The sequence below is a fragment of the Burkholderia sp. AU27893 genome (genome assembly GCF_002223205.1).
GTDB lineage: Bacteria > Pseudomonadota > Gammaproteobacteria > Burkholderiales > Burkholderiaceae > Burkholderia.
The window spans coordinates 1058136-1076412 of record NZ_NKFD01000001.1; the positions used below are offsets into that span (position 1 = coordinate 1058136).

Annotated in this window: 19 protein-coding genes and 1 tRNA gene; 9 read left to right on the forward strand and 11 right to left on the reverse strand. The window is 67.5% G+C overall.

Features of this window, described 5'->3' with window-relative positions:
- The first annotated feature begins 432 nt into the window (after window positions 1-432).
- On the forward strand, window positions 433-1968 hold the full coding sequence (locus CFB47_RS04930) for a methyl-accepting chemotaxis protein (protein ID WP_089460558.1): 1536 nt from the start codon (window positions 433-435) through the stop codon (window positions 1966-1968).
- A gap of 102 nt (window positions 1969-2070) precedes the next feature.
- Here the strand turns inward: CFB47_RS04930 and CFB47_RS04935 are convergent, their stop codons facing one another.
- Window positions 2071-3231: an alkane 1-monooxygenase gene (locus tag CFB47_RS04935; RefSeq protein WP_089439449.1), complete on the reverse strand. Its 1161-nt coding sequence runs from the start codon at window positions 3229-3231 to the stop codon at window positions 2071-2073.
- 669 nt (window positions 3232-3900) lie between these two features.
- Here CFB47_RS04935 and CFB47_RS04940 point away from each other — a divergent pair.
- From CFB47_RS04940 to CFB47_RS04960, 5 genes are all read left to right on the forward strand, one after another.
- Window positions 3901-4413, forward strand: a complete 513-nt coding sequence (locus CFB47_RS04940; RefSeq protein WP_027788116.1) for a GNAT family N-acetyltransferase — start codon at window positions 3901-3903, stop codon at window positions 4411-4413.
- A gap of 169 nt (window positions 4414-4582) precedes the next feature.
- Window positions 4583-5368, forward strand: coding sequence for a septum site-determining protein MinC (gene minC, locus CFB47_RS04945; RefSeq protein WP_089439450.1), 786 nt, complete (start codon window positions 4583-4585; stop codon window positions 5366-5368).
- A gap of 59 nt (window positions 5369-5427) precedes the next feature.
- The gene (minD, locus tag CFB47_RS04950) at window positions 5428-6243 is read left to right on the forward strand and encodes a septum site-determining protein MinD (RefSeq protein WP_046545140.1); all 816 of its coding nucleotides are present in this window, start codon (window positions 5428-5430) and stop codon (window positions 6241-6243) included.
- A 12-nt stretch (window positions 6244-6255) separates the two neighbouring features.
- Entirely contained in the window at window positions 6256-6510 is a 255-nt protein-coding gene (gene minE / locus CFB47_RS04955) for a cell division topological specificity factor MinE (protein WP_006476634.1), read from the forward strand.
- Between the two features lie 160 nt (window positions 6511-6670).
- A complete protein-coding gene (locus CFB47_RS04960) occupies window positions 6671-7072 on the forward strand; it encodes a YXWGXW repeat-containing protein (protein ID WP_089460559.1) in 402 nt (133 codons plus the stop codon).
- Window positions 7073-7188: 116 nt separating this feature from the next.
- Here CFB47_RS04960 and CFB47_RS04965 read toward each other — a convergent pair whose 3' ends face one another.
- Window positions 7189-8748 (reverse strand): chloride channel protein, encoded by a 1560-nt coding sequence (locus CFB47_RS04965; RefSeq protein WP_089460560.1) that lies wholly within the window; start codon window positions 8746-8748, stop codon window positions 7189-7191.
- Between the two features lie 168 nt (window positions 8749-8916).
- Here CFB47_RS04965 and waaC point away from each other — a divergent pair, with 168 nt between their 5' ends.
- Window positions 8917-9915 carry a lipopolysaccharide heptosyltransferase I gene (waaC, locus tag CFB47_RS04970; protein ID WP_089460561.1) on the forward strand — a complete coding sequence of 333 codons (999 nt, stop codon included), beginning with the start codon at window positions 8917-8919 and terminating at the stop codon, window positions 9913-9915.
- A gap of 22 nt (window positions 9916-9937) precedes the next feature.
- Here the strand turns inward: waaC and CFB47_RS04975 are convergent, their stop codons facing one another.
- The 9 genes from CFB47_RS04975 to rph form a co-directional block, all read right to left on the reverse strand.
- Window positions 9938-10117, reverse strand: a complete 180-nt coding sequence (locus CFB47_RS04975; protein WP_089430744.1) for a hypothetical protein — start codon at window positions 10115-10117, stop codon at window positions 9938-9940.
- A 104-nt stretch (window positions 10118-10221) separates the two neighbouring features.
- Window positions 10222-11532 (reverse strand): MFS transporter, encoded by a 1311-nt coding sequence (locus CFB47_RS04980; protein ID WP_089439454.1) that lies wholly within the window; start codon window positions 11530-11532, stop codon window positions 10222-10224.
- A gap of 313 nt (window positions 11533-11845) precedes the next feature.
- Window positions 11846-12337, reverse strand: coding sequence for an energy transducer TonB (locus CFB47_RS04990; RefSeq protein ID WP_089460562.1), 492 nt, complete (start codon window positions 12335-12337; stop codon window positions 11846-11848).
- Between the two features lie 335 nt (window positions 12338-12672).
- Entirely contained in the window at window positions 12673-12966 is a 294-nt protein-coding gene (locus tag CFB47_RS04995; RefSeq protein ID WP_089460563.1) for a hypothetical protein, read from the reverse strand.
- Between the two features lie 241 nt (window positions 12967-13207).
- The gene (locus tag CFB47_RS05000; protein ID WP_089455779.1) at window positions 13208-13603 is read right to left on the reverse strand and encodes a hypothetical protein; all 396 of its coding nucleotides are present in this window, start codon (window positions 13601-13603) and stop codon (window positions 13208-13210) included.
- 142 nt (window positions 13604-13745) lie between these two features.
- Window positions 13746-13833 (reverse strand) — tRNA-Ser (locus CFB47_RS05005).
- Window positions 13834-13877: 44 nt separating this feature from the next.
- Window positions 13878-15092, reverse strand: coding sequence for a radical SAM family heme chaperone HemW (gene hemW / locus CFB47_RS05010; protein WP_089455780.1), 1215 nt, complete (start codon window positions 15090-15092; stop codon window positions 13878-13880).
- A 34-nt stretch (window positions 15093-15126) separates the two neighbouring features.
- Window positions 15127-15753, reverse strand: coding sequence for an RdgB/HAM1 family non-canonical purine NTP pyrophosphatase (rdgB, locus tag CFB47_RS05015; RefSeq protein ID WP_039343391.1), 627 nt, complete (start codon window positions 15751-15753; stop codon window positions 15127-15129).
- Between the two features lies 1 nt (window position 15754).
- Window positions 15755-16486 (reverse strand): ribonuclease PH, encoded by a 732-nt coding sequence (rph, locus tag CFB47_RS05020; RefSeq protein WP_039343387.1) that lies wholly within the window; start codon window positions 16484-16486, stop codon window positions 15755-15757.
- A 173-nt stretch (window positions 16487-16659) separates the two neighbouring features.
- On the opposite strand from rph, the gene CFB47_RS05025 reads away from it, so the two are divergent.
- Both CFB47_RS05025 and gmk read left to right on the forward strand, forming a co-directional pair.
- Window positions 16660-17583 (forward strand): YicC/YloC family endoribonuclease, encoded by a 924-nt coding sequence (locus tag CFB47_RS05025; RefSeq protein ID WP_089439458.1) that lies wholly within the window; start codon window positions 16660-16662, stop codon window positions 17581-17583.
- A gap of 6 nt (window positions 17584-17589) precedes the next feature.
- Window positions 17590-18273: a guanylate kinase gene (gene gmk, locus CFB47_RS05030; RefSeq protein ID WP_089439459.1), complete on the forward strand. Its 684-nt coding sequence runs from the start codon at window positions 17590-17592 to the stop codon at window positions 18271-18273.
- Window positions 18274-18277: the final 4 nt, after the last annotated feature.

The following is an 18277-nucleotide window of genomic DNA, read 5'->3' on the forward strand; positions in this document are numbered from 1 at the left end:
TGTCGTGACAACAGCTCGACCTTCGGCAATTCGGATCGTGCAAATGAGGGGCGCCCACCGCAGGCATGATCGTGCCGCGTCCTCGATACAGCCGCGCTGAATGGCAAACGCAGCATCGATCGTGCTGAACGCCGCGATGATCGTGCCGACGCCGGCCCAAGGTGGCCGCTCCACTACCTGTCCCACGTGATCGCGAGGATCGTACTCGGCGTGCCGTCGATCGTCGTCGTGCGCCGCTGGATGGCGGGCCCGCGCAGGGGCGCGACAATCGGGCCGCGCGCCACGCATCTCAGCGCACTGGCCGGCCACGATACGTGCGTCCGGCCTTTGCCGCTTTCCTCTGCTTTAAGCCCGCGCTTGCCGCGCCGTTAACACGGTGCGGCGGCCGGCGCTCGTGCCGGATCGCATCGTTCCCCGTCGATTCAAGGTTCCATGAAGCTGAGCTACAAGATTCCCCTCGCATTCGCCGTCGCGCTGCTGCTGATGTTCGGTGGCGCGCTGTACGGTATCCACATTCTCAATCGGTCGATCGATACGTTCGCCCAAGACGTGCAGACGAACGTCGGCGACGAACGGCTCGTGTCGGCCACGCTCGTGCAGTTCAAGCTGCAGGTTCAGGAATGGAAGGACACGCTGTTGCGCGGCAAGCAACCCGACAAGCTCGACAAGTATTGGCAGGCTTTCCAGACGCGCGAGCGGACGGTCGACACGCTCGCCGCGCAGCTCGTTCACCAGTTGCCGCCCGGCGAGAGCCGCTCGCTCGTCGAGCAGTTCATGCGCGCGCACACGGCGATGGGCGAGGGCTACCGGCGCGGGTTCGACGCGTTCAAGGCGGCTGGCTTCGAGCCGTCGGCGGGCGATGCCGCGGTGGCGGGCGTGGACCGCGAGCCGGCAGCGCTGCTGGAGCGGGCCGCGAAGTCGATCGCCGACGAGAGCGCCGCGGTGTCGGCGCAGGCAAGCCGCGATGCGCAGCACGCCACGACCGCGAGCCTCGTGCTGATGCTGGTCGTGCTCGGCGTCGCGATGGTGGGCGCGTTCCTGTTCAGCCGCGCGATCCTGCGTCCGCTCGACCGTGCGGTGGCGTGCGCGCAGGCCGTCGCCGAAGGCGACCTGACGCGCGACGTCGACGCGGCCGGCCGCGACGAGATCGCCGATCTGCTGCGCGCGTTGCAGACGATGCAGACGAGCCTGTCGGGCGTCGTGCTCGAAGTGCGTACGCACGCCGAAGCCGTCGCGACGGCGAGCGCACAGATCGCGTCGGGCAATCACGACCTGTCGGCGCGGACCGAGGCGCAGGCCGCGTCGCTCGAGGAGACGGCCGCCAGCATGACCGAACTCACCGGCATCGTCCGCCAGTCGGCCGAGCACGCGCAGCACGCGGCGCAGCTGGCGCACGACGCGTCGAACATCGCGGCGGCGGGCGGCGGCGTGATGACCGATGCCGTCGGCACGATGAACGGCATCGCCGACAGCTCCGCCAAGGTCGGCGAGATCATCGCGGTGATCGACGGCATCGCGTTCCAGACCAACATCCTCGCGCTGAACGCAGCGGTCGAGGCGGCTCGCGCGGGCGAACAGGGGCGCGGCTTCGCGGTCGTCGCGGCGGAAGTGCGCACGCTCGCGCAGCGCAGCGCAGCCGCGGCGAAGGAGATCAAGGGGCTCATCGAGCAGTCGACGAGGCGGGTCGACGAGGGCGCCGTGCTGATCGGTCGAGCGGGCGAATCGATTCACGAGATCGTTGGCGCCGTGCAGCGCGTCACGACGATCGTCGGCGAGATCTCGTCCGCGTCGCAGGAGCAGAGCGGCGGCATCCAGCAGGTGAACATCGCGGTGACGCAGATGGACGAAGCGACGCAGCGCAATGCGGCGCTCGTCGAGCAGGCTTCGGCCGCGACGCAGGCGCTGGCCGAGCAGGCGAGCGCGCTGCGGCATGCGGTGGCCGTGTTCAGGCTGCCGGAACTGGCGTGACGGCGGCCGCCGTCGCGCCGGACTTCGATGGAGCCGGGGCCGCCGCAGCGTCGGCTTTCCGCGACGCATCTGCGCCGATCGACCCCGGCCCGTCCCCCGCGATCACGCCGCGGCCGGATATTGCGCGAGCACGCGGGCGCGGATCGACGGCTTGATGTTCGACTGCGCCATGTTGCCGCCGTAGTGCGCGACGACGCGCGGATTCATCACGCGATACCAGAGCGGCGGCACGTACGCGAACAGGATCATCGTCGCGTAGCCGGCCGGCAGTTGCGGCGCATCGTCGAAGTGGCGCAGCGCCTGGTACGAGCGCGTCGGATTCGCATGATGGTCGGCGTGCCGCTGCAACTGGTACAGGAACAGGTTGGTGACGACGTGATTGCTGTTCCACGAATGCTGCGGCGAGCAGCGTTCGTAGCGGCCGTTCGGCAACTTGCGGCGGCCGAGCCCGTAATGCTCGACGTAGTTCACGACTTCCAGCAGCGACGCGCCGTAGACGGCCTGGATCACGAGGAACGGAATCACGACCTTGCCGGCCATCGCGATCGCGATGCCCCACACGACGACGGTCATCGCCCACGCGTGCAGCACCTCGTTGCGCCAGGTCCACGGCGAATGCCCGAGCCGTTCGAGGCGCGCCTTCTCGAGCCGCCACGCCGAGCGGATGCTGCCGGTCACGGTGCGCGGCAGGAAGGCCCAGAACGATTCGCCGTAGCGCGCGCTCGCCGGGTCCTCCGCCGTCGCGACGCGCACGTGGTGTCCGCGGTTGTGCTCGACATAGAAGTGGCCGTATGCCACCGGCGCGAGCGTGATCTTTGCGAGCCAGCGCTCGAAGCGGTTGGTCTTGTGCCCGAGTTCGTGCGCGGTATTGATCGAGATGCCCGTCGCGGCGCCGAGCGACAGCGCGAAGCCGACGTAGTCGTACCAGGCGAGCGCATGCGTGCCGACGATCCAGACGCACGCGAAGAACGCGACGTATTCGACGAGCGTCGCGAGATAGACGATCAACCGGTAGTAACGCTCCCGTTCGAGATGCGGCACGACGTCCTCGGGCGGGTTGTCGCGGTCGTCGCCGATCAGCGTGTCGAGGATCGGGATCACGCCGAACGCGAACAGCGGGCCGAACCACCAGAACACGTGCAGGCCCGTCGACAGCGCGAGCTGGGCGGCGAGGATCGGCAACGTGATCGTCAGCGCGCCGAGCAGCCACAGGTAACGCTTGCCATCCGACCAGCCCGAGGCCGATCCGTGGGTCATTGCCATTGTCTCCCTCCTGCCGGCCGGCCCGAGGGCGGCCGCCTGTACGGTTGTTCGAATTCTCGTTGGTCCGCGAAGCACGCGCGGCGAGCCGGATCGTCACCCGGTTCTGCCTGTTATACGACCCACGCGCACGCTTGCCAAACTCCGGCACTAGGCGCGCGGCTCCAAACGGACGGGCGTGTGCGGCGCAGGCAGGGAAGGGCCCGCGCACGCTGATTGAAACATGCGGGGAACGCTGGTTCGACCCGTACGGGCGACCGGTTTGTCAGACGGATGGCGTGTCATGACGCGTGCGGATGGCGGCGTGACTGGCTCGCAACAAATGTTGCGATGCAATATGCGGATGGCAGCAGGTACCCGTGATACCGATTTTCCGGGCGCCAATCTTACGGATCATTACGATATCCGTGCTGAAATCCGCGGGGCCCGACGGGCGACTGCCCGATGTCGCAAGGCGACGGGGGGGCCATGCGTCGGACGAGGCCGCCGCAACCGTCTTTCGGCCGCACGCATCAGCACGGCGATGCTGCACCTGCACATGAACGGGCCGACCGGCCGCGGGCGGTGCGTGCTGCCTTTCGATTCGCGCTGTCATTTGAAAATAACGATTTGACTCATGCCCCGCTTTCGGTTGAAGCTAGTAGCTTGCTGTCCGAAGGGGGCTGTGCCTGCATGAGTTCGACCTTGACCGTTCGTCGTATCGTTGCCGACCAGGGCGGCGTGTATCGCGAACTCCGCGCCGCATCGCTGCGCGAGCCCTACGCGCCCGGCGAAGCGCCGGAGGCCGAATTGCTGAACGTCGAAACGGACGCGGCGTCGGCGATTGCCGCGCAGCGCGCCGTGTCCGACGAGTCGACGACTTTCCTGCTGTATACCGAAGGCCATCCGGCCGGCATGATCGGCGCGTATTTCGACAATACGCCCGATCGGCGCGCGTTCGTCAGCGAGCTGTGGGTGGCGCACGCGGTGCGTCATCTGCGCGGCGGCGTGCTGCTGCTGGAGACGGCCACCGCCTGGCTCGCCGAGCGCGGCGCCCAGGACGTCTATGCGTGGATTGCCGATGCGAACCGCAACGCGATCCGCTTCTACGAGCGGGCGGGGTTCGGCAATACCGGCGAACACGCGCCGATCGCACGGATGCCCGGCGCGATGAAATCGCTGTACGTATCGCAGGTGAAGCACTGACGTGACGTCGGAACTCGGGCCGCACGGCGCGATGAGGATCGGGTCGCCCGCTTGCCTGCCCGCCTGCCGGTTGCGCGCCCGCCCGGGCTGTCGCCACCCGGTTCCCCAAAAATAATGGCCGCGCGCGTGGACGCCTGTAAAATACGCAAAAAATTTTTGCAGAGTGTCCATGTCGCTTAAAAAATCGCCATTCTTCGAGCTGCGCAGCGGATCGGTCGATACGTTGCTGTTCACCGTGAAGACGACCGATCTCGATGCGTTGCGTACCGAACTGGTCAAGCGCTTCGAAGCGACTCCCGAGTTTTTCGCCGACGATGTCGTCGCGATCGACGTCCGCCGCCTGGCTGACGGCGAGCGCGTCGCGCTCGCGGACATCCGCCAGATGCTGAACGACGTGCGGATGCGTCCGGTGGGCGTCGTCGCACTGGCAACGCAGGGCTGGGCGGGGGAAGCCGGCCTGCCGTTGCTGGAGGCGCGCGATCGCCGCGCGCCGGCCGCGAAACCTGCCGACGAAGCGGAACCGGCGGCAGTGCCAGCCGTCGCGCCCGCCACCGCTGCGGCAGCCGCAGCGGCGCCCGAACAGCCGTCGGAGCCCGTGCCGACGCCGGTGCAGGCCGGCGGCCAGACGCTCGTGATCGACCGGCCGTTGCGTTCGGGGCAGCAGATTTACGCGAAAGGAGACCTCGTGGTGCTCGCGCCGGTCAGTCACGGCGCGGAGATCATCGCGGAAGGCAACATCCACATCTACGCGCCGTTGCGCGGCCGCGCACTCGCGGGCGTGCACGGCAATCACGACGCGCGCATTTTCTGCACGTGTCTCGAACCGGAACTGATTTCGATCGCGGGTATCTATCGAACAACCGAGAACCCGTTGCCCGCCGAAGTACTGGGCAAATCGGTGCAGATCCGGCTCGAAGAGGAAAAACTGATGATCGAACCGCTGCGCCTGACGTAACACACGCGGTGCGCTCCGGATCGATCGGCTCTCATTGACGAACACAGGGTATTGGGTAAATGGCAAAAATCATCGTGGTGACCTCGGGCAAGGGCGGCGTGGGCAAGACGACGACCAGCGCGAGCTTTGCGTCCGGTCTCGCGCTGCGCGGCCACAAGACGGCCGTGATCGACTTCGACGTCGGCCTGCGCAACCTCGATCTCATCATGGGCTGCGAGCGCCGCGTGGTGTACGACCTCGTGAACGTGATCCAGGGCGAAGCGAACCTGAACCAGGCGCTGATCAAGGACAAGAAGTGCGAGAACCTGTTCATCCTGCCGGCGTCGCAGACGCGCGACAAGGACGCGCTCACGCGTGACGGCGTCGAGAAGGTGCTGAACGACCTGGTCGCGATGGACTTCGAATACATCGTCTGCGATTCGCCGGCCGGTATCGAGGCGGGCGCACTGCACGCGATGTACTTCGCGGACGAAGCGCTGATCGTCACGAACCCGGAAGTGTCGTCGGTGCGTGACTCGGATCGCATTCTCGGCATCCTGTCGTCGAAGACGAAGCGCGCGACCGAAGGCAAGGATCCGATCAAGGAACACCTGCTGATCACGCGTTACAGCCCGAAGCGCGTCAGCGAAGGCGAGATGCTGTCGCTCGAGGACATCAGCGAGATCCTGCGCATCAAGCTGATCGGCGTGGTGCCCGAGTCGGAAGCCGTGCTGCATGCATCGAACCAGGGTCTGCCGGCCGTGCATATCGACGGTACCGACGTGGCGGAAGCGTACAAGGACGTCGTCGCGCGTTTCCTCGGCGAAGACAAGCCGCTGCGCTTCACCGATTACCAGAAGCCGGGCCTGCTGCAGCGCCTCTTCGGCAGCAAGTAACGGAGGCCGCCCATGTCCATCCTTTCGTTTCTCCTCGGCGAGAAGAAAAAGTCCGCATCGGTCGCGAAGGAGCGCCTGCAGCTCATCATCGCGCACGAGCGCGTCGGCGGCCGGCCGCCGGCCGATTACCTGCCGGCGCTGCAGAAGGAGCTGGTCGCGGTCATCTCGAAGTACGTCCATATTTCGGACGATGACATCCGCGTGAGCCTCGAGCGCCAGGACGATCTCGAAGTCCTCGAAGTGAAGATCGAGATCCCGCAAGCCTGACCGTTGCAGGTATCCCTCCGCACGGCGGCACTTGCCGCCGTGCGCGTCTTACGCCCTGTTGCACTTTCGGGCATGCCGTAACACGGCGTCTGTCGGCCGTTCGCGCCCCTCCCGCATTGAACGAATACGCTCGCGTAACTTGTTCAACCAGGAGGTTGTGATGGCTGTCTCTACCGTTCAACGTCGTATCGTTTCGCTCGCCTTGCTTGCCGCGAGCCTGTCAGCCGTCGTCGCGCCGCTTGCCGCGCATGCGGACGAGATTCTCGTCGGCACCCCCGTGATCGTGCCGCAGGGCCGCATGGTCGTCGCCGAGCCGGTCGCCGTGCGCACCGAGGAAGTCGTGATCGTCGCGCCGAACGCCCCGCCGCCGGTGCGCTACGAGGTCGTGCCGGCCTCGCGCGTGGGCTATGTGTGGGATCGCGGGCACTGGCACTGGGAGCATGGCCGTTACGTGTGGATCGGCGGCCACTGGGAAGCCGAGCGCGTCGGCATGCAATGGGTGCCGGGCCACTGGGACCAGCGCGGTCCGAACTGGTTCTGGACCCGTGGTCACTGGGCATGATGGAGGCGGGCGATGAAAAGAACCGCAATCGCCATCGCGCTCGTCGCGATCACGCTGGCCGGATGTATCGTCGTGCCGGCGCGGCCCGTGTACTACCGACCGGCGCCCGTCGTGATCTATTGAGCGTCGCGCGGGCCGGGCTGTGCCGGGTCGTGCGCCCCGGCTGCGGCCGGCTCGTCGTCGTGCGGCGCTGGGGCATGTGCTGCGTCCTCGGCCGGCGCGGTGGCGGGGGACGCTTCGTCGCCCGTGCCGCCTTCGTCGCGCAACGTGTCGAGCGGATCGGCGGGCGCCGCGGCCGCATCCTGCGGCTCGGTGATGCCGGTTGCCGCCGTCGCGCTCGCCGCGGTTGCCGCAGCCGGTTCGGCGGCTGTGACGGGCGGCGCGAGATAGCGCAGCGCGAGCGTTTCGTAGAGCGGCGGCGCGAAGAAGCGCGACACGCGGCTCGACACCAGCGCGGTGGCCATCAGCGAAATCACGAGCGCGTGACCGTTGATCATCTCCATCACGATCACGAACGACGTGATCGGCGACTGCGTGACGGCCGCCATGTAGCCGACCATCGCGAGCGCGATCAGCATCGGCAGGCTCATGTTGCCGAACACGATATGCAACAGGTTGCCGAACCCGGCGCCGATCGACAGCGACGGCGCGAAGATCCCGCCCGGGATGCCCGGCAGGTACGACGCCACCATCGAAATCATCTTCAGGAACGGATAGAACACCGACAGGTGCTGGCTGCCGTCGAGCAGGCCGCGCGCCTCGGCATAGCCGCTTCCGAAGGTCGTGCCGCCCGATACGAGGCCGACGACGGCGATCGCGAAGCCGCACAGTGCGGCGAACGTGATCGGCCGCTCGCGATACAGGCCCAGCAGCTGCGCGGGCAGCCAGCGTCCCGTATTGAGCAGCAGCCAGCAGAACACGCCGCCTGCGATCCCCGTGACGATCGCGGTGACCAGCACGGCGAGCGCGAGCAGTTTCGGGAAATGGGGGCCGGCATCGATCGTGCCGAAATACGTGTAGTTGCCGTTCAGGCCGAGCGCAACGACGCCGGCGAGGATGATCGCGGTGATCAGCACGCCGCTCGCGCGCGCGGAGAAGCTGCGCGTCAGCTCCTCGATCGCGAACACGATTCCGGCGAGCGGCGTATTGAACGCGGCCGACAGCCCGGCCGCCGCACCGGCGAGCACCAGTTGGCGTTCGATCTGCGCGTTCGAGCGCGGGTAGAAGCGTCGCAGGTTGAACATCAGCGCCGCGCCGACCTGTACGGTCGGCCCTTCGCGACCGATCGTGAAGCCGCCCAGGATCCCGAGGAACGACACCAGCACCTTGCCGAACAGGATGCGCAGCGTCAGCAGCCGGGAGCCGAACGCGCTCGGGCGCGCATGCAGCGTCGCGATCACCTGCGGGATGCCGCTGCCCTCGGCGCCGCGGAAGAAGCGGCGCGTGATCCATACCGACAGCGCGGCGATGGCCGGCGTCAGCAGCAGCGGCAGCCACGCGGCGTGATCGCGTATCGTGCGGAAGGTTTCGTAACCCCAGTCGATCAGACGCGCGTAAAGTACGGCCGCGAGGCCGACGACGATCGCACCGAGCCAGAAAACGCCGTACTGGCGCCAGATCCTCAGCGAACGACGGGTGAGGGCGGGAAACAGGGCGGGAAGAGCGGGGCGTGGCATCGGCGCGGGCCGGCAGGCAAAGATCGAATTATAAAAAGATCCGGATGCGGGCGGGGAGCGAGAATGTTCCTGAAAGGAGATGCATTTTGTTGCAAAAGTAATTTCACGTAATGTCTGCGCATGTAACCATCGTGAGCACGCCAAATTGACTGGCTTATTCCACACATCGTGAAACGTATCCTCATCGTGAAAGTGACGTCGCTTGGCGACGTTGTCCAGACGCTACCCGTCGTCGCGGATCTGCATCGCGCCTTTCCCGGCGTAACGGTCGACTGGGCAGTGGATGAATCGTGCGCGGAGGTCGTGCGCTGGCATCCGGGCGTCAGCCGTGTCCTGGGCGCGCCGCTGCGCCGTTTCAAGAAGATGCGCAATCGTGGCGACCTGAAGGCGATCACGGCGTCGATCGGCGCGCTGCGGGCGCACCGCTACGATGCGGTGATCGATCTGCACGGCGTCTACAAGAGCGCCATCATTTCGGCGCTCGCGCGCGCCGCGCGCCGCGTCGGCTACCAGACGCAGGATCTCGGCGAAACGGGCGCACGCTTCGCGTATTCGCATCGTTTCGGCCCGCGGCCGGACTGCGACGCGTGGCACGGGATGCGCGTGAGCGCGGGCGAGGCGCTTGGCTACGTGCCCGAGGGTATCGCCACGTACGGCATCGTCCCGCCGCGGAACGTGAACCTGCCGGCCGCCGTGACCGATGGCGCCCCATTCATGCTGCTGTTCCATGCGACGTCCAACCCCGACAAGAAATGGCCGGCCGACCACTGGGCCGCGCTCGCCACGCAGATGATGGCGCGCGGCGTACGCGTGCTGTTGCCGTGGGGATCGCCTGCCGAGCATGGCGATGCGCAGGACATCGCCGCACGCGCGCCGGGTTCGGTCGTGCTGCCCGCGATGACGGTGCGCGAGCTCGGTGCGGCGCTTGGCCGGGCTGCGCTCGTGGTGGGGGTCGATACGGGGTTCGTACACATGGCGCACGCGCTGCAGCGGCCGACCGTGATGATTTTCGTCGCGACGTCGCGCCATCATTGCGGCATCGGCGGCGCGCCGAATGCACTGTCGATCGGCGAGCCGGGCACGGTGCCGTCGGTCGACGAGGCGCTGGACGCGATCGATACGGTCAGCCCGGCCTACGGCGCGCTGCGCGCGCGGCTGACCGCCTGACGAGGGGGTGGGGCGAAGCGGTTCAGGCGAGCAGCGCCTCGACCGTGAGGACGGCGGCGACGGCCGCCAGATTCGCCAGCAGCGCCTCGAACACGAGGCCGCGCCAGGTCTGCGGCCGGAAGCGCATCGCGAGCAGGATCGCGCCACCCAGCGCGAGTGCGAGGATCAGGACGAGATCGGCATTGCCGAGGCGGATGTTCATGGCGGCGGCTCCTTCGGGGCGGGATCCCGGGGGCGCGCAGCGGCGCCCCCGGGATCGAGTATAGGCAGCGCCGGCCTGCGCACAACCCGGGTCGCCCCGGAGTCTCAGACGAGCGATGCGTCGCGTGTCTCGCGCATCAGCAGCACGCCGATCAGGCTGATGGCCGCCGCAACCGACACATAACCGCCGACCCACGACAGCCCGCCGCGCGCCGCCAGCAGTTGCGCGATATACGGCGCGATCGACGCGCCGAGGATCCCGCCGAGGTTGTACGCGACGCCCGCGCCCGTGTAGCGGACGTTGGTCGGGAACAGCTCCGGCAGCAGCGCGCCCATCGGCGCGAACGTCACGCCCATCAGGAACAGCTCGATCGTCAGGAACAGCGCGACGAGCGGCATCGAGCCGCTGCCGAGCAGCGGCTCCATCGCGAAACCCGACAGCAGCGCGGCGATCGCGCCCGCGACGAGCACCGGCTTGCGGCCGAAGCGGTCCGATGCCCACGCGGACAGCGGCGTCGCGAGTCCCATGAACACGACCGCGAAACACAGCAGGCCGAGGAAACTCTGGCGCGGAATATGCAGCGCCGACACGCCATACGACAGCGAGAACACCGTCGAGATGTAGAACAGCGTGTAGCAGACGACCATGGCGAGCGCACCGAGCAGCGTCGGCCGCCAGTGTTGCGTGATCAGCGTCGCGACCGGCACGCGCACGCGCTCGTTGCGATCAAGCGCGGCCTGGAACGCGGGTGTTTCGGTGATCTTGAGCCGCACGTACAGGCCGAGCGCGACGAGCACCGCACTGACCAGGAACGGGATGCGCCAGCCCCAGCTGCGGAACTGCTCGTCCGACAGCGACAGCGCGAGCGCGAAGAACAGCCCGTTCGACATCAGGAAGCCGACCGATGGCCCGAGCTGCGGGAACATCCCGAACCAGCCGCGCTTGCCCTGCGGCGCGTGCTCGGTCGCGAGCAGCGCGGCGCCGCCCCATTCGCCGCCGAGGCCGATCCCCTGGCCGAAGCGCAGCACGCACAGCAGCACCGGCGCGAGCGCGCCGATCGCGTCGTAGCCGGGCACGAAGCCGATGGCGGTGGTGGATACGCCCATCACGAGCAGCGATGCGACGAGCGTCGACTTGCGGCCGATGCGGTCGCCGAAGTGCCCGAACAGGAACGAGCCGATCGGGCGAGCGATGAACGCGATGCCGAACGTGACGAAGGCGGACAGCGCCTGTGCGGTCGCGGACCCGTGCGGAAAGAACACGGGGCCGATGACGAGCGCGGCGGCCGTTGCGTACACGTAGAAATCGTAGAACTCGATCGCGGTGCCGATGAAACTGGCGAACACGATGCGCCGGTGGCTGACGGCGCCGGCCGAACCGGTTGCGTGTGCAACGGTCGGGGGGGATGCGGACATGGATGTCTCCGTTTTGTCGTTGGGGCGGTCGGCTGGGCGTGCGGCCGGGCAGGCGGATGCCTGCCGGGGGCAGCCGAGCGGATGATGCGGTGGCGGCGTGGACGCGCGCCGTGGCGCGGACGTCACCCGCCGGTCGACGAGGGAGACGGGTATGTCGCCGCCGCCCGGTGCCGGCGTGGTCGGCTCGCATGCCGGGTGGGGCGCGCGAACGCGCGCGCGGCGTGATGACCGCGCGATTGCGGAAAATTATAGCCAGCGCCGCCGCGCACCGGCAATCGCGGGGCCGCCGCCGCTTGACTTCGAAGACGGTTACTCAGTCGATCGATTGCGCCTGCGCCGACGCGGTGCTTTGCAACTGGAAGTGGCCGTCGTCGTTGAAGAGCCAGCCCTCCATCAATTCGAGCCGGCCGTTGCCGTCGAGCAGTCGTGACGGTGGCGGCGGCAGCGGCGCCGAGCGGCGCAGCGACGCGAGCGCGAGTGCTTCCGCTTCGCTGTCGCCGTTGCTGCGATAGACGGACGCGTTGACGAGCCGGCCGCTGCCATCGACGGTGAAGGCCACGACGACGAGCGAGCGGAGCATGGCCTGGGGTACGCCGTGCAGCATGCCGGACGGATTGCGTTCGGCGACGCGCTGCGCGACTTCGACGCGGTACTGGTCGAGGCTGCCGCTGCGGGTGATCGACGGAATCGTCAGGATCGAGTGCAGCGACGGAGGCGGCGTGATCGTGCACGCCGCGAGCATGGCGACGACGGCCAGTGCAACTGCACGCAGCCGGTCGACATGCAAACGGGGAAGAGGGCACATGGGAGGCTAGCCGGAAGTGACTATAAAAAAATGATAGGCGCACGGACGCGGGCCGATATCGGGAGAAACGCATAAGGGGCGATGCCGGATGTTGCGATCGCCGATGACGCGAAGGCGTGCGCTCGCGCAGCGCGGTGTGACGTGACATATGACAGCGCGCTCGCGTGGCTGCCGCACGTGTGCATCCCGGCGTGCGTGTTGCAAGGTTGAAAGAAACGCGAGGCACGCGAGTGGCACGCAGGCGCGTGGCGAGTGGCCGGCGCAAGTGGAGCGGGTCGTCGCAGGCAGCACCACGAGCGCGCCCGCGCCATCTTCGGCGATGCGTGCGGCCCGGTTCAGAAGCCGTGCGTGACGAGCGACAGGATCGACAAGTCGGGGTGCGTGCCGTCGATGATGCTCTTGCCGACGTGCACGGCTTCGTGGACAGCCTCATCGAGGCTCGCGAAGCTTTCCTCGCCGTCCGCATGGAAGGGCACCGCGTGGTCGGGCAAGGCGGGATTCGCGCCCGGATGGCACACGTAACCGGTGTAGGTGTAGCGCGTGTCGCTGCCGGGCACGACGGCCGGCACGACATGGACCTCGAAGCCTTCGTAATCGACGTGTTCCGTCGGTGTCGACAGTTCGGTCATGGCGATCTCCGTGTACCGCACGCAGGGGTGGCGCGCGCGGCATCGAGTACGCGGCGGCGGTCGTGTCGCCGTGTTGATCGAATTCTAGGTGATCGAGCGGCCGCCGGGGAGGATGGCTTCCGGCGCGGTGCGATGCAATGCGATGGCGGGCCGCTGCCGACGCCCGCAGCTCAGGTGCTGCGCGAGAGCCGGCGCGAACGCCCGTGCCGTTTCGGCGGACGGGTTCGCGCGCGGCGCTGCATCATTGCTTGCAGCGCGCGTCCTTGCGCTGCACGACGATGATCACCGGGTATTTCTGGCCGTGGTCGAGCTCCACGCGCGCCACGACGGTCAGCGTCGCCGGATCGGAATCGTCGTACACGCTGACCTGCTCGTTCCGGAGATAGGTCACGCCGGTGCAGTTCGACGTGCGTCCGTCGTCGCCCACCTTGCACTGGAGGTCGTTGTCCTTCACGTAGTTGTACGGCGACGGGCTCGCGAGGTATTCGCTCAGGCCGCGCGGCGAGCCGCCGACGCCCGTCACGTAGGCGATCGCGCACGACGCTTGCGCGTCGCTGCCGGCGGCAGTGTCGGCCGTCGCCGGCGAGCTGACGGCAACCAGCAGGGCAGCGAGCGACGAGACGATGAAGGGCTTCATGACGTGGGTTTCCCGTTTCGCGAATCGGAGCGCCGGATTGTAACGGCATCCGGCGTGACACGTCGGAACGTGAGGGAAGGGCGTGTGCGGACCAACAAAAAACCCCGTCATTCGGTGAATGGACGGGGTTTGGCGAACTTTCTGGCGGAAGCGGTGAGATTCGAACTCACGGACAGTTTCCCGTCGCCGGTTTTCAAGACCGGTGCCTTAAACCGCTCGGCCACGCTTCCACACGAGGCGGCATTGTAACCGAAATGCCGCGTGGTTCACCCCTTCAATCGTCGCGCAGGAACAATTCCTGCAGGTCGTTGAGGAAACGCTGGCCCAGCGGCGTCGGCGCGATCTGCGCGAAATCGCGCGCGATCAGCCCGCGCCGTTCCGCTTCCTGCAGCGCCGGCTCGATGGTGCTCATCGGCAGGCCCGTGCGTTCGGCGAAGCTGTGCACGGGGAAGCCCTCGACGAGCCGCAGCGTGTTCAGCATGAACTCGAACGGCAGGTCGCGTGCGCCGACTTCACGCTCTTCCTGCACGGCCGTGCCGGCCATCGCCTGCTCGATGAAGGTCGCCGGATGCTTGTAGCGTGCCTGCCGCAGGATCCGGTTCGGGAACGACAGCTTCGTGTGTGCGCCCGCACCGATCCCGAGATAGTCGCCGAAGCGCCAGTAGTTCAGGTTGTGCTTGCACTGATGATTCGGCTTCGCATACGCGGACACTTCGTAGCGTCCGTAACCCGCCTCGGCCGTGCGCGCGTGAATCCATTCCTGCATGTCGGCCGACGCGTCGTCGTCGGGCACGACCGGCGGGAACTTCGCGAACAGCGTATTCGGCTCGAGCGTCAGGTGATACAGCGACAGATGCGGTGGCGCGTACGACAGCGCGGTCTCGATGTCGGTGCGGCATTCGTCGAGCGTCTGGTTCGGCAGCGCGAACATCAGGTCGAGGTTGAAGTTGTCGAAGTTCTTCGCGGCGATCTCGACCGCGGCGCGTGCCTGCGTCGTGTCGTGAATCCGGCCGAGCGCCTTCAGGTGCGTTTCGTTGAAGCTCTGGATGCCGACCGACAGGCGATTCACGCCACTCGCGCGAAACTGCGCGAACTTCGCGGCCTCGAACGTTCCGGGATTCGCTTCGAGCGTGATCTCGGCATCGGCGTCGAGCGGCAGCAGCGCGCGCACGTCGGACAGCATCCGGTCGAGGCCGGCCGCCGACAGCAGGCTCGGCGTGCCGCCGCCGATGAATACCGTATGCACCTGGCGGCCCCACACGAGCGGCAGCGCCTGCTCGAGATCGGCGCGCAGCGCGTCGAGATACTCGGTTTCCGGAAACCGTTCGCCCTTCCACTCGTGCGAATTGAAATCGCAGTACGGGCACTTGCGCACGCACCACGGGAAATGCACGTACAGCGCGAGCGGCGGCAGCGACGTGAGCCGCACCTGGCCGGGCGACGTGAAGGTCGCGACGACGCGCGCGCCGGTTTGCGCGGCCTGGCTCATGCGACCTCCGCTGGCGAACGGGTATCGGGCATGCTCATGCTTCCTCCGCGAGCCGCGCCAGCAGCGCCTTCAGTGCCAGCGCGCGATGGCTGTGCGTGTTCTTCACGGCCGGCTCGAGTTCGGCGGCCGTCGCGCCGAGCGACGGCAGGTAGAAATACGGGTCGTAGCCGAATCCGTGCTCGCCGCGCGGCGTGTCGACGATTTCGCCGGCCCAGCGTCCTTCGGCGAACAGCGGCTCCGGGTCGTCCGCATGGCGCACGAGCGCGAGCACGCAGCAATAGTATGCGCGCCGGTCGTCGACGCCGCGCAGCTGCTCGACGAGATACGCATTGTTCGCCGCGTCGCCCTTGTCGCGGCCCGCGCGCTGCGCGTAGCGCGCCGAATAGACGCCCGGCGCGCCGCGCAGCACGCGCACGCACAGGCCCGAATCGTCGGCGATCGCCGGCAGCCCGGTGAGCCGCGACGCGTGGCGTGCCTTCGTCAGCGCATTCTCGATGAAGGTGCCGAACGGCTCTTCCGCTTCCGGCACCGCAAGGTCGCCCTGCGGGACGATCTCGATGCCGACCGTCGAGAACAGCGCGGTGAATTCGCGCAGCTTGCCGGCGTTGTTCGACGCGAGAACGATGCGCGACAGCGGCGCGGTGGTGTGGTCGTCCGGCATGTCAGGCGCCCAGCACGTCTTTCTGAAGCTGCACGAGCTCGGCGATCCCGCCTTGCGCGAGGTCGAGCAGCGCGTTCATCTCGGCGCGCGAGAACGGCACGCCTTCGGCCGTGCCCTGGACTTCGACGAAACCGCCGGCGCCCGTCATCACGACGTTCATGTCGGTGTCGCATTGCGAATCTTCCGCGTAATCGAGATCGAGCACGGGCGCGCCCTGGTACACGCCGACCGAGATCGCGGCGACGTGGTCGGTGATCGGCGAGCGCGTGAGCTTGCCGGCCGCGATCAGCTTCGACACGGCGTCGTGCGCGGCGACGAACGCGCCGGTGATGCTCGCCGTACGCGTGCCGCCGTCGGCCTGGATCACGTCGCAGTCGATGTGGATCGTGCGCGGGCCGAGCGCTTCGAGGTCGAACACCGCGCGCAGCGCGCGGCCGATCAGGCGCTGAATTTCCTGCGTGCGGCCGGTCTGCTTGCCGCGGGCGGCTTCGCGGTCGCTGCGCGTATGCGTCGCGCGCGGCAGCATCCCGTATTCGGCGGTCAGCCAGCCTTGCCCGCGGTCGCGCAGGAAGTCGGGCACGCGTTCGGAGACGCTCGCGGTGCAGAGCACCTTGGTGTCGCCGAATTCGACCAGCACCGAGCCTTCGGCATGTTTCGTGTAGTGGCGCGTAAGGGCGACCTTGCGCAGTGCGTCGGCGCGGCGGCCGCTCGGGCGGGAAACGGAGGACGTCATGTGGGAATCGCGGAACGAGAGGAAACCCCGATTTTAGCGCCGAACGGCGGGCGTGCCCGGCGGGGTGGTCCGCAAAAATGGGATAATGCGCGCTTCCCGCCCCGCGCTTTCCGATGCGCCGGGCGCCTCGACATATCCCCGCCCGCGAGGGCACCCAGACGGCGAGACGAACCATGATCTACAGCATGACGGGCTACGCGAGCGCGACGCGCGAACTCGCGACGGCCACCGGCAACGGCGGCACCAGCGTGTCGGTCGAACTGCGCACCGTGAACTCGCGCTTCCTCGACCTGAATTTCCGGATGCCGGACGACGTGCGCGCGTGCGAACCCGCGCTGCGCGAAATGCTGATGAACAAGCTGTCGCGCGGCAAGGTCGACATCCGTATCAACCTGCAGCGCGGCGAGCAGAGCATCGGCGCGGGCGCGCTGAACCAGTCCGCGCTCGGCCAGCTCGCCGAGCTCGAGCGCTCGGTGCTCGACGCGTTCCCGGGCGTCGGCCGCCTGCGCGCGGGCGAGATCCTGCGCTGGCCCGGCGTGATCGCCGAGAGCGGCGTGTCGGCTGACGCGATCCGCGAGGCGGTGCTCGCGTGCGGCAAGGAAGCGATCGGCGAGCTCGTCGTCGTGCGTTCGCGCGAAGGCGCGCAACTGGCGACGATGCTGCTGTCGAACGTCACCGAGATGGAGGCGATCGTCGCGCGCATCACGCCGCTCGTGCCGGAGCTGATCGCGAAGCACCAGCAGAAGATCGTCGAACGGCTGCAGGAGGCGCTCGGCATCGCGGCGCCCGAAGGCAGCTCGACGATCGTCACGCGCGAGGAAGCCGCGGAGCGCATTCGTCAGGAAGTGACGATGTACGGGATCCGGATCGACATCGCGGAAGAGTTGTCGCGACTCACCGCGCACCTGAACGAAACGCGCCATGTGATCGAGAAGGGCGGCCGCGTCGGCAAGCGTCTCGACTTCATGATGCAGGAACTGAATCGCGAAGCGAACACGCTCGGCTCGAAGGCGGCGGCGAAGGAACTCGCCGACGCGTCGATGGCGCTCAAGCTGTTGATCGAGCAGATGCGCGAGCAAGTGCAAAACCTGGAGTAAAGCAACATGACGGAATCTACCCGCGACGCGCACGCGTCGCATTCGCTGCACGGCGGCGTCTATCCCGGCAACCTGTTCATGGTCGTCGCGCCGTCGGGCGCCGGCAAGTCGACGCTCGTGAATGCGCTGCTGTCGAAGGACAGCGACATCTGCCTGTCGATCTCGTACACGACGCGCAAGCCGCGCCCGGGCGAGCAGGACGGGCAGCACTATCACTTCACGACGGTCGAGGATTTCCGCGCGCGTCACGCGGCGCACGAATTCCTCGAGAGCGCGGAAGTGCACGGCAACTACTACGGCACGTCGCGCGTCTGGATCGAAGAGCAGATGAAGAACGGCCACGACGTGCTGCTCGAGATCGACTGGCAAGGCGCGCTGCAGGTGAAGAAGCAGTTCCGCAACGCGGTGGGCATCTTCATCCTGCCGCCGTCGCTCGACGCGCTCGAGGAGCGCCTGAAGAAGCGCGGCCAGGACGAGCCGAACGTGATCACGCGCCGCCTGCTTGCCGCGGGTAGCGAGATCGCGCACGCGTCCGAAGCGGAATACGTGGTGATCAACGAGAACTTCGAGCGTGCGCTCGCGGAGCTCGAATGCATCGTCGCGGCCACGCGCCTGCGCTTTGCTTCGCAGTACGCGCGACACACGGAGCTGTTCATCGAGCTCGGCATCCATCTGCCCCACGCGGAATGACGCG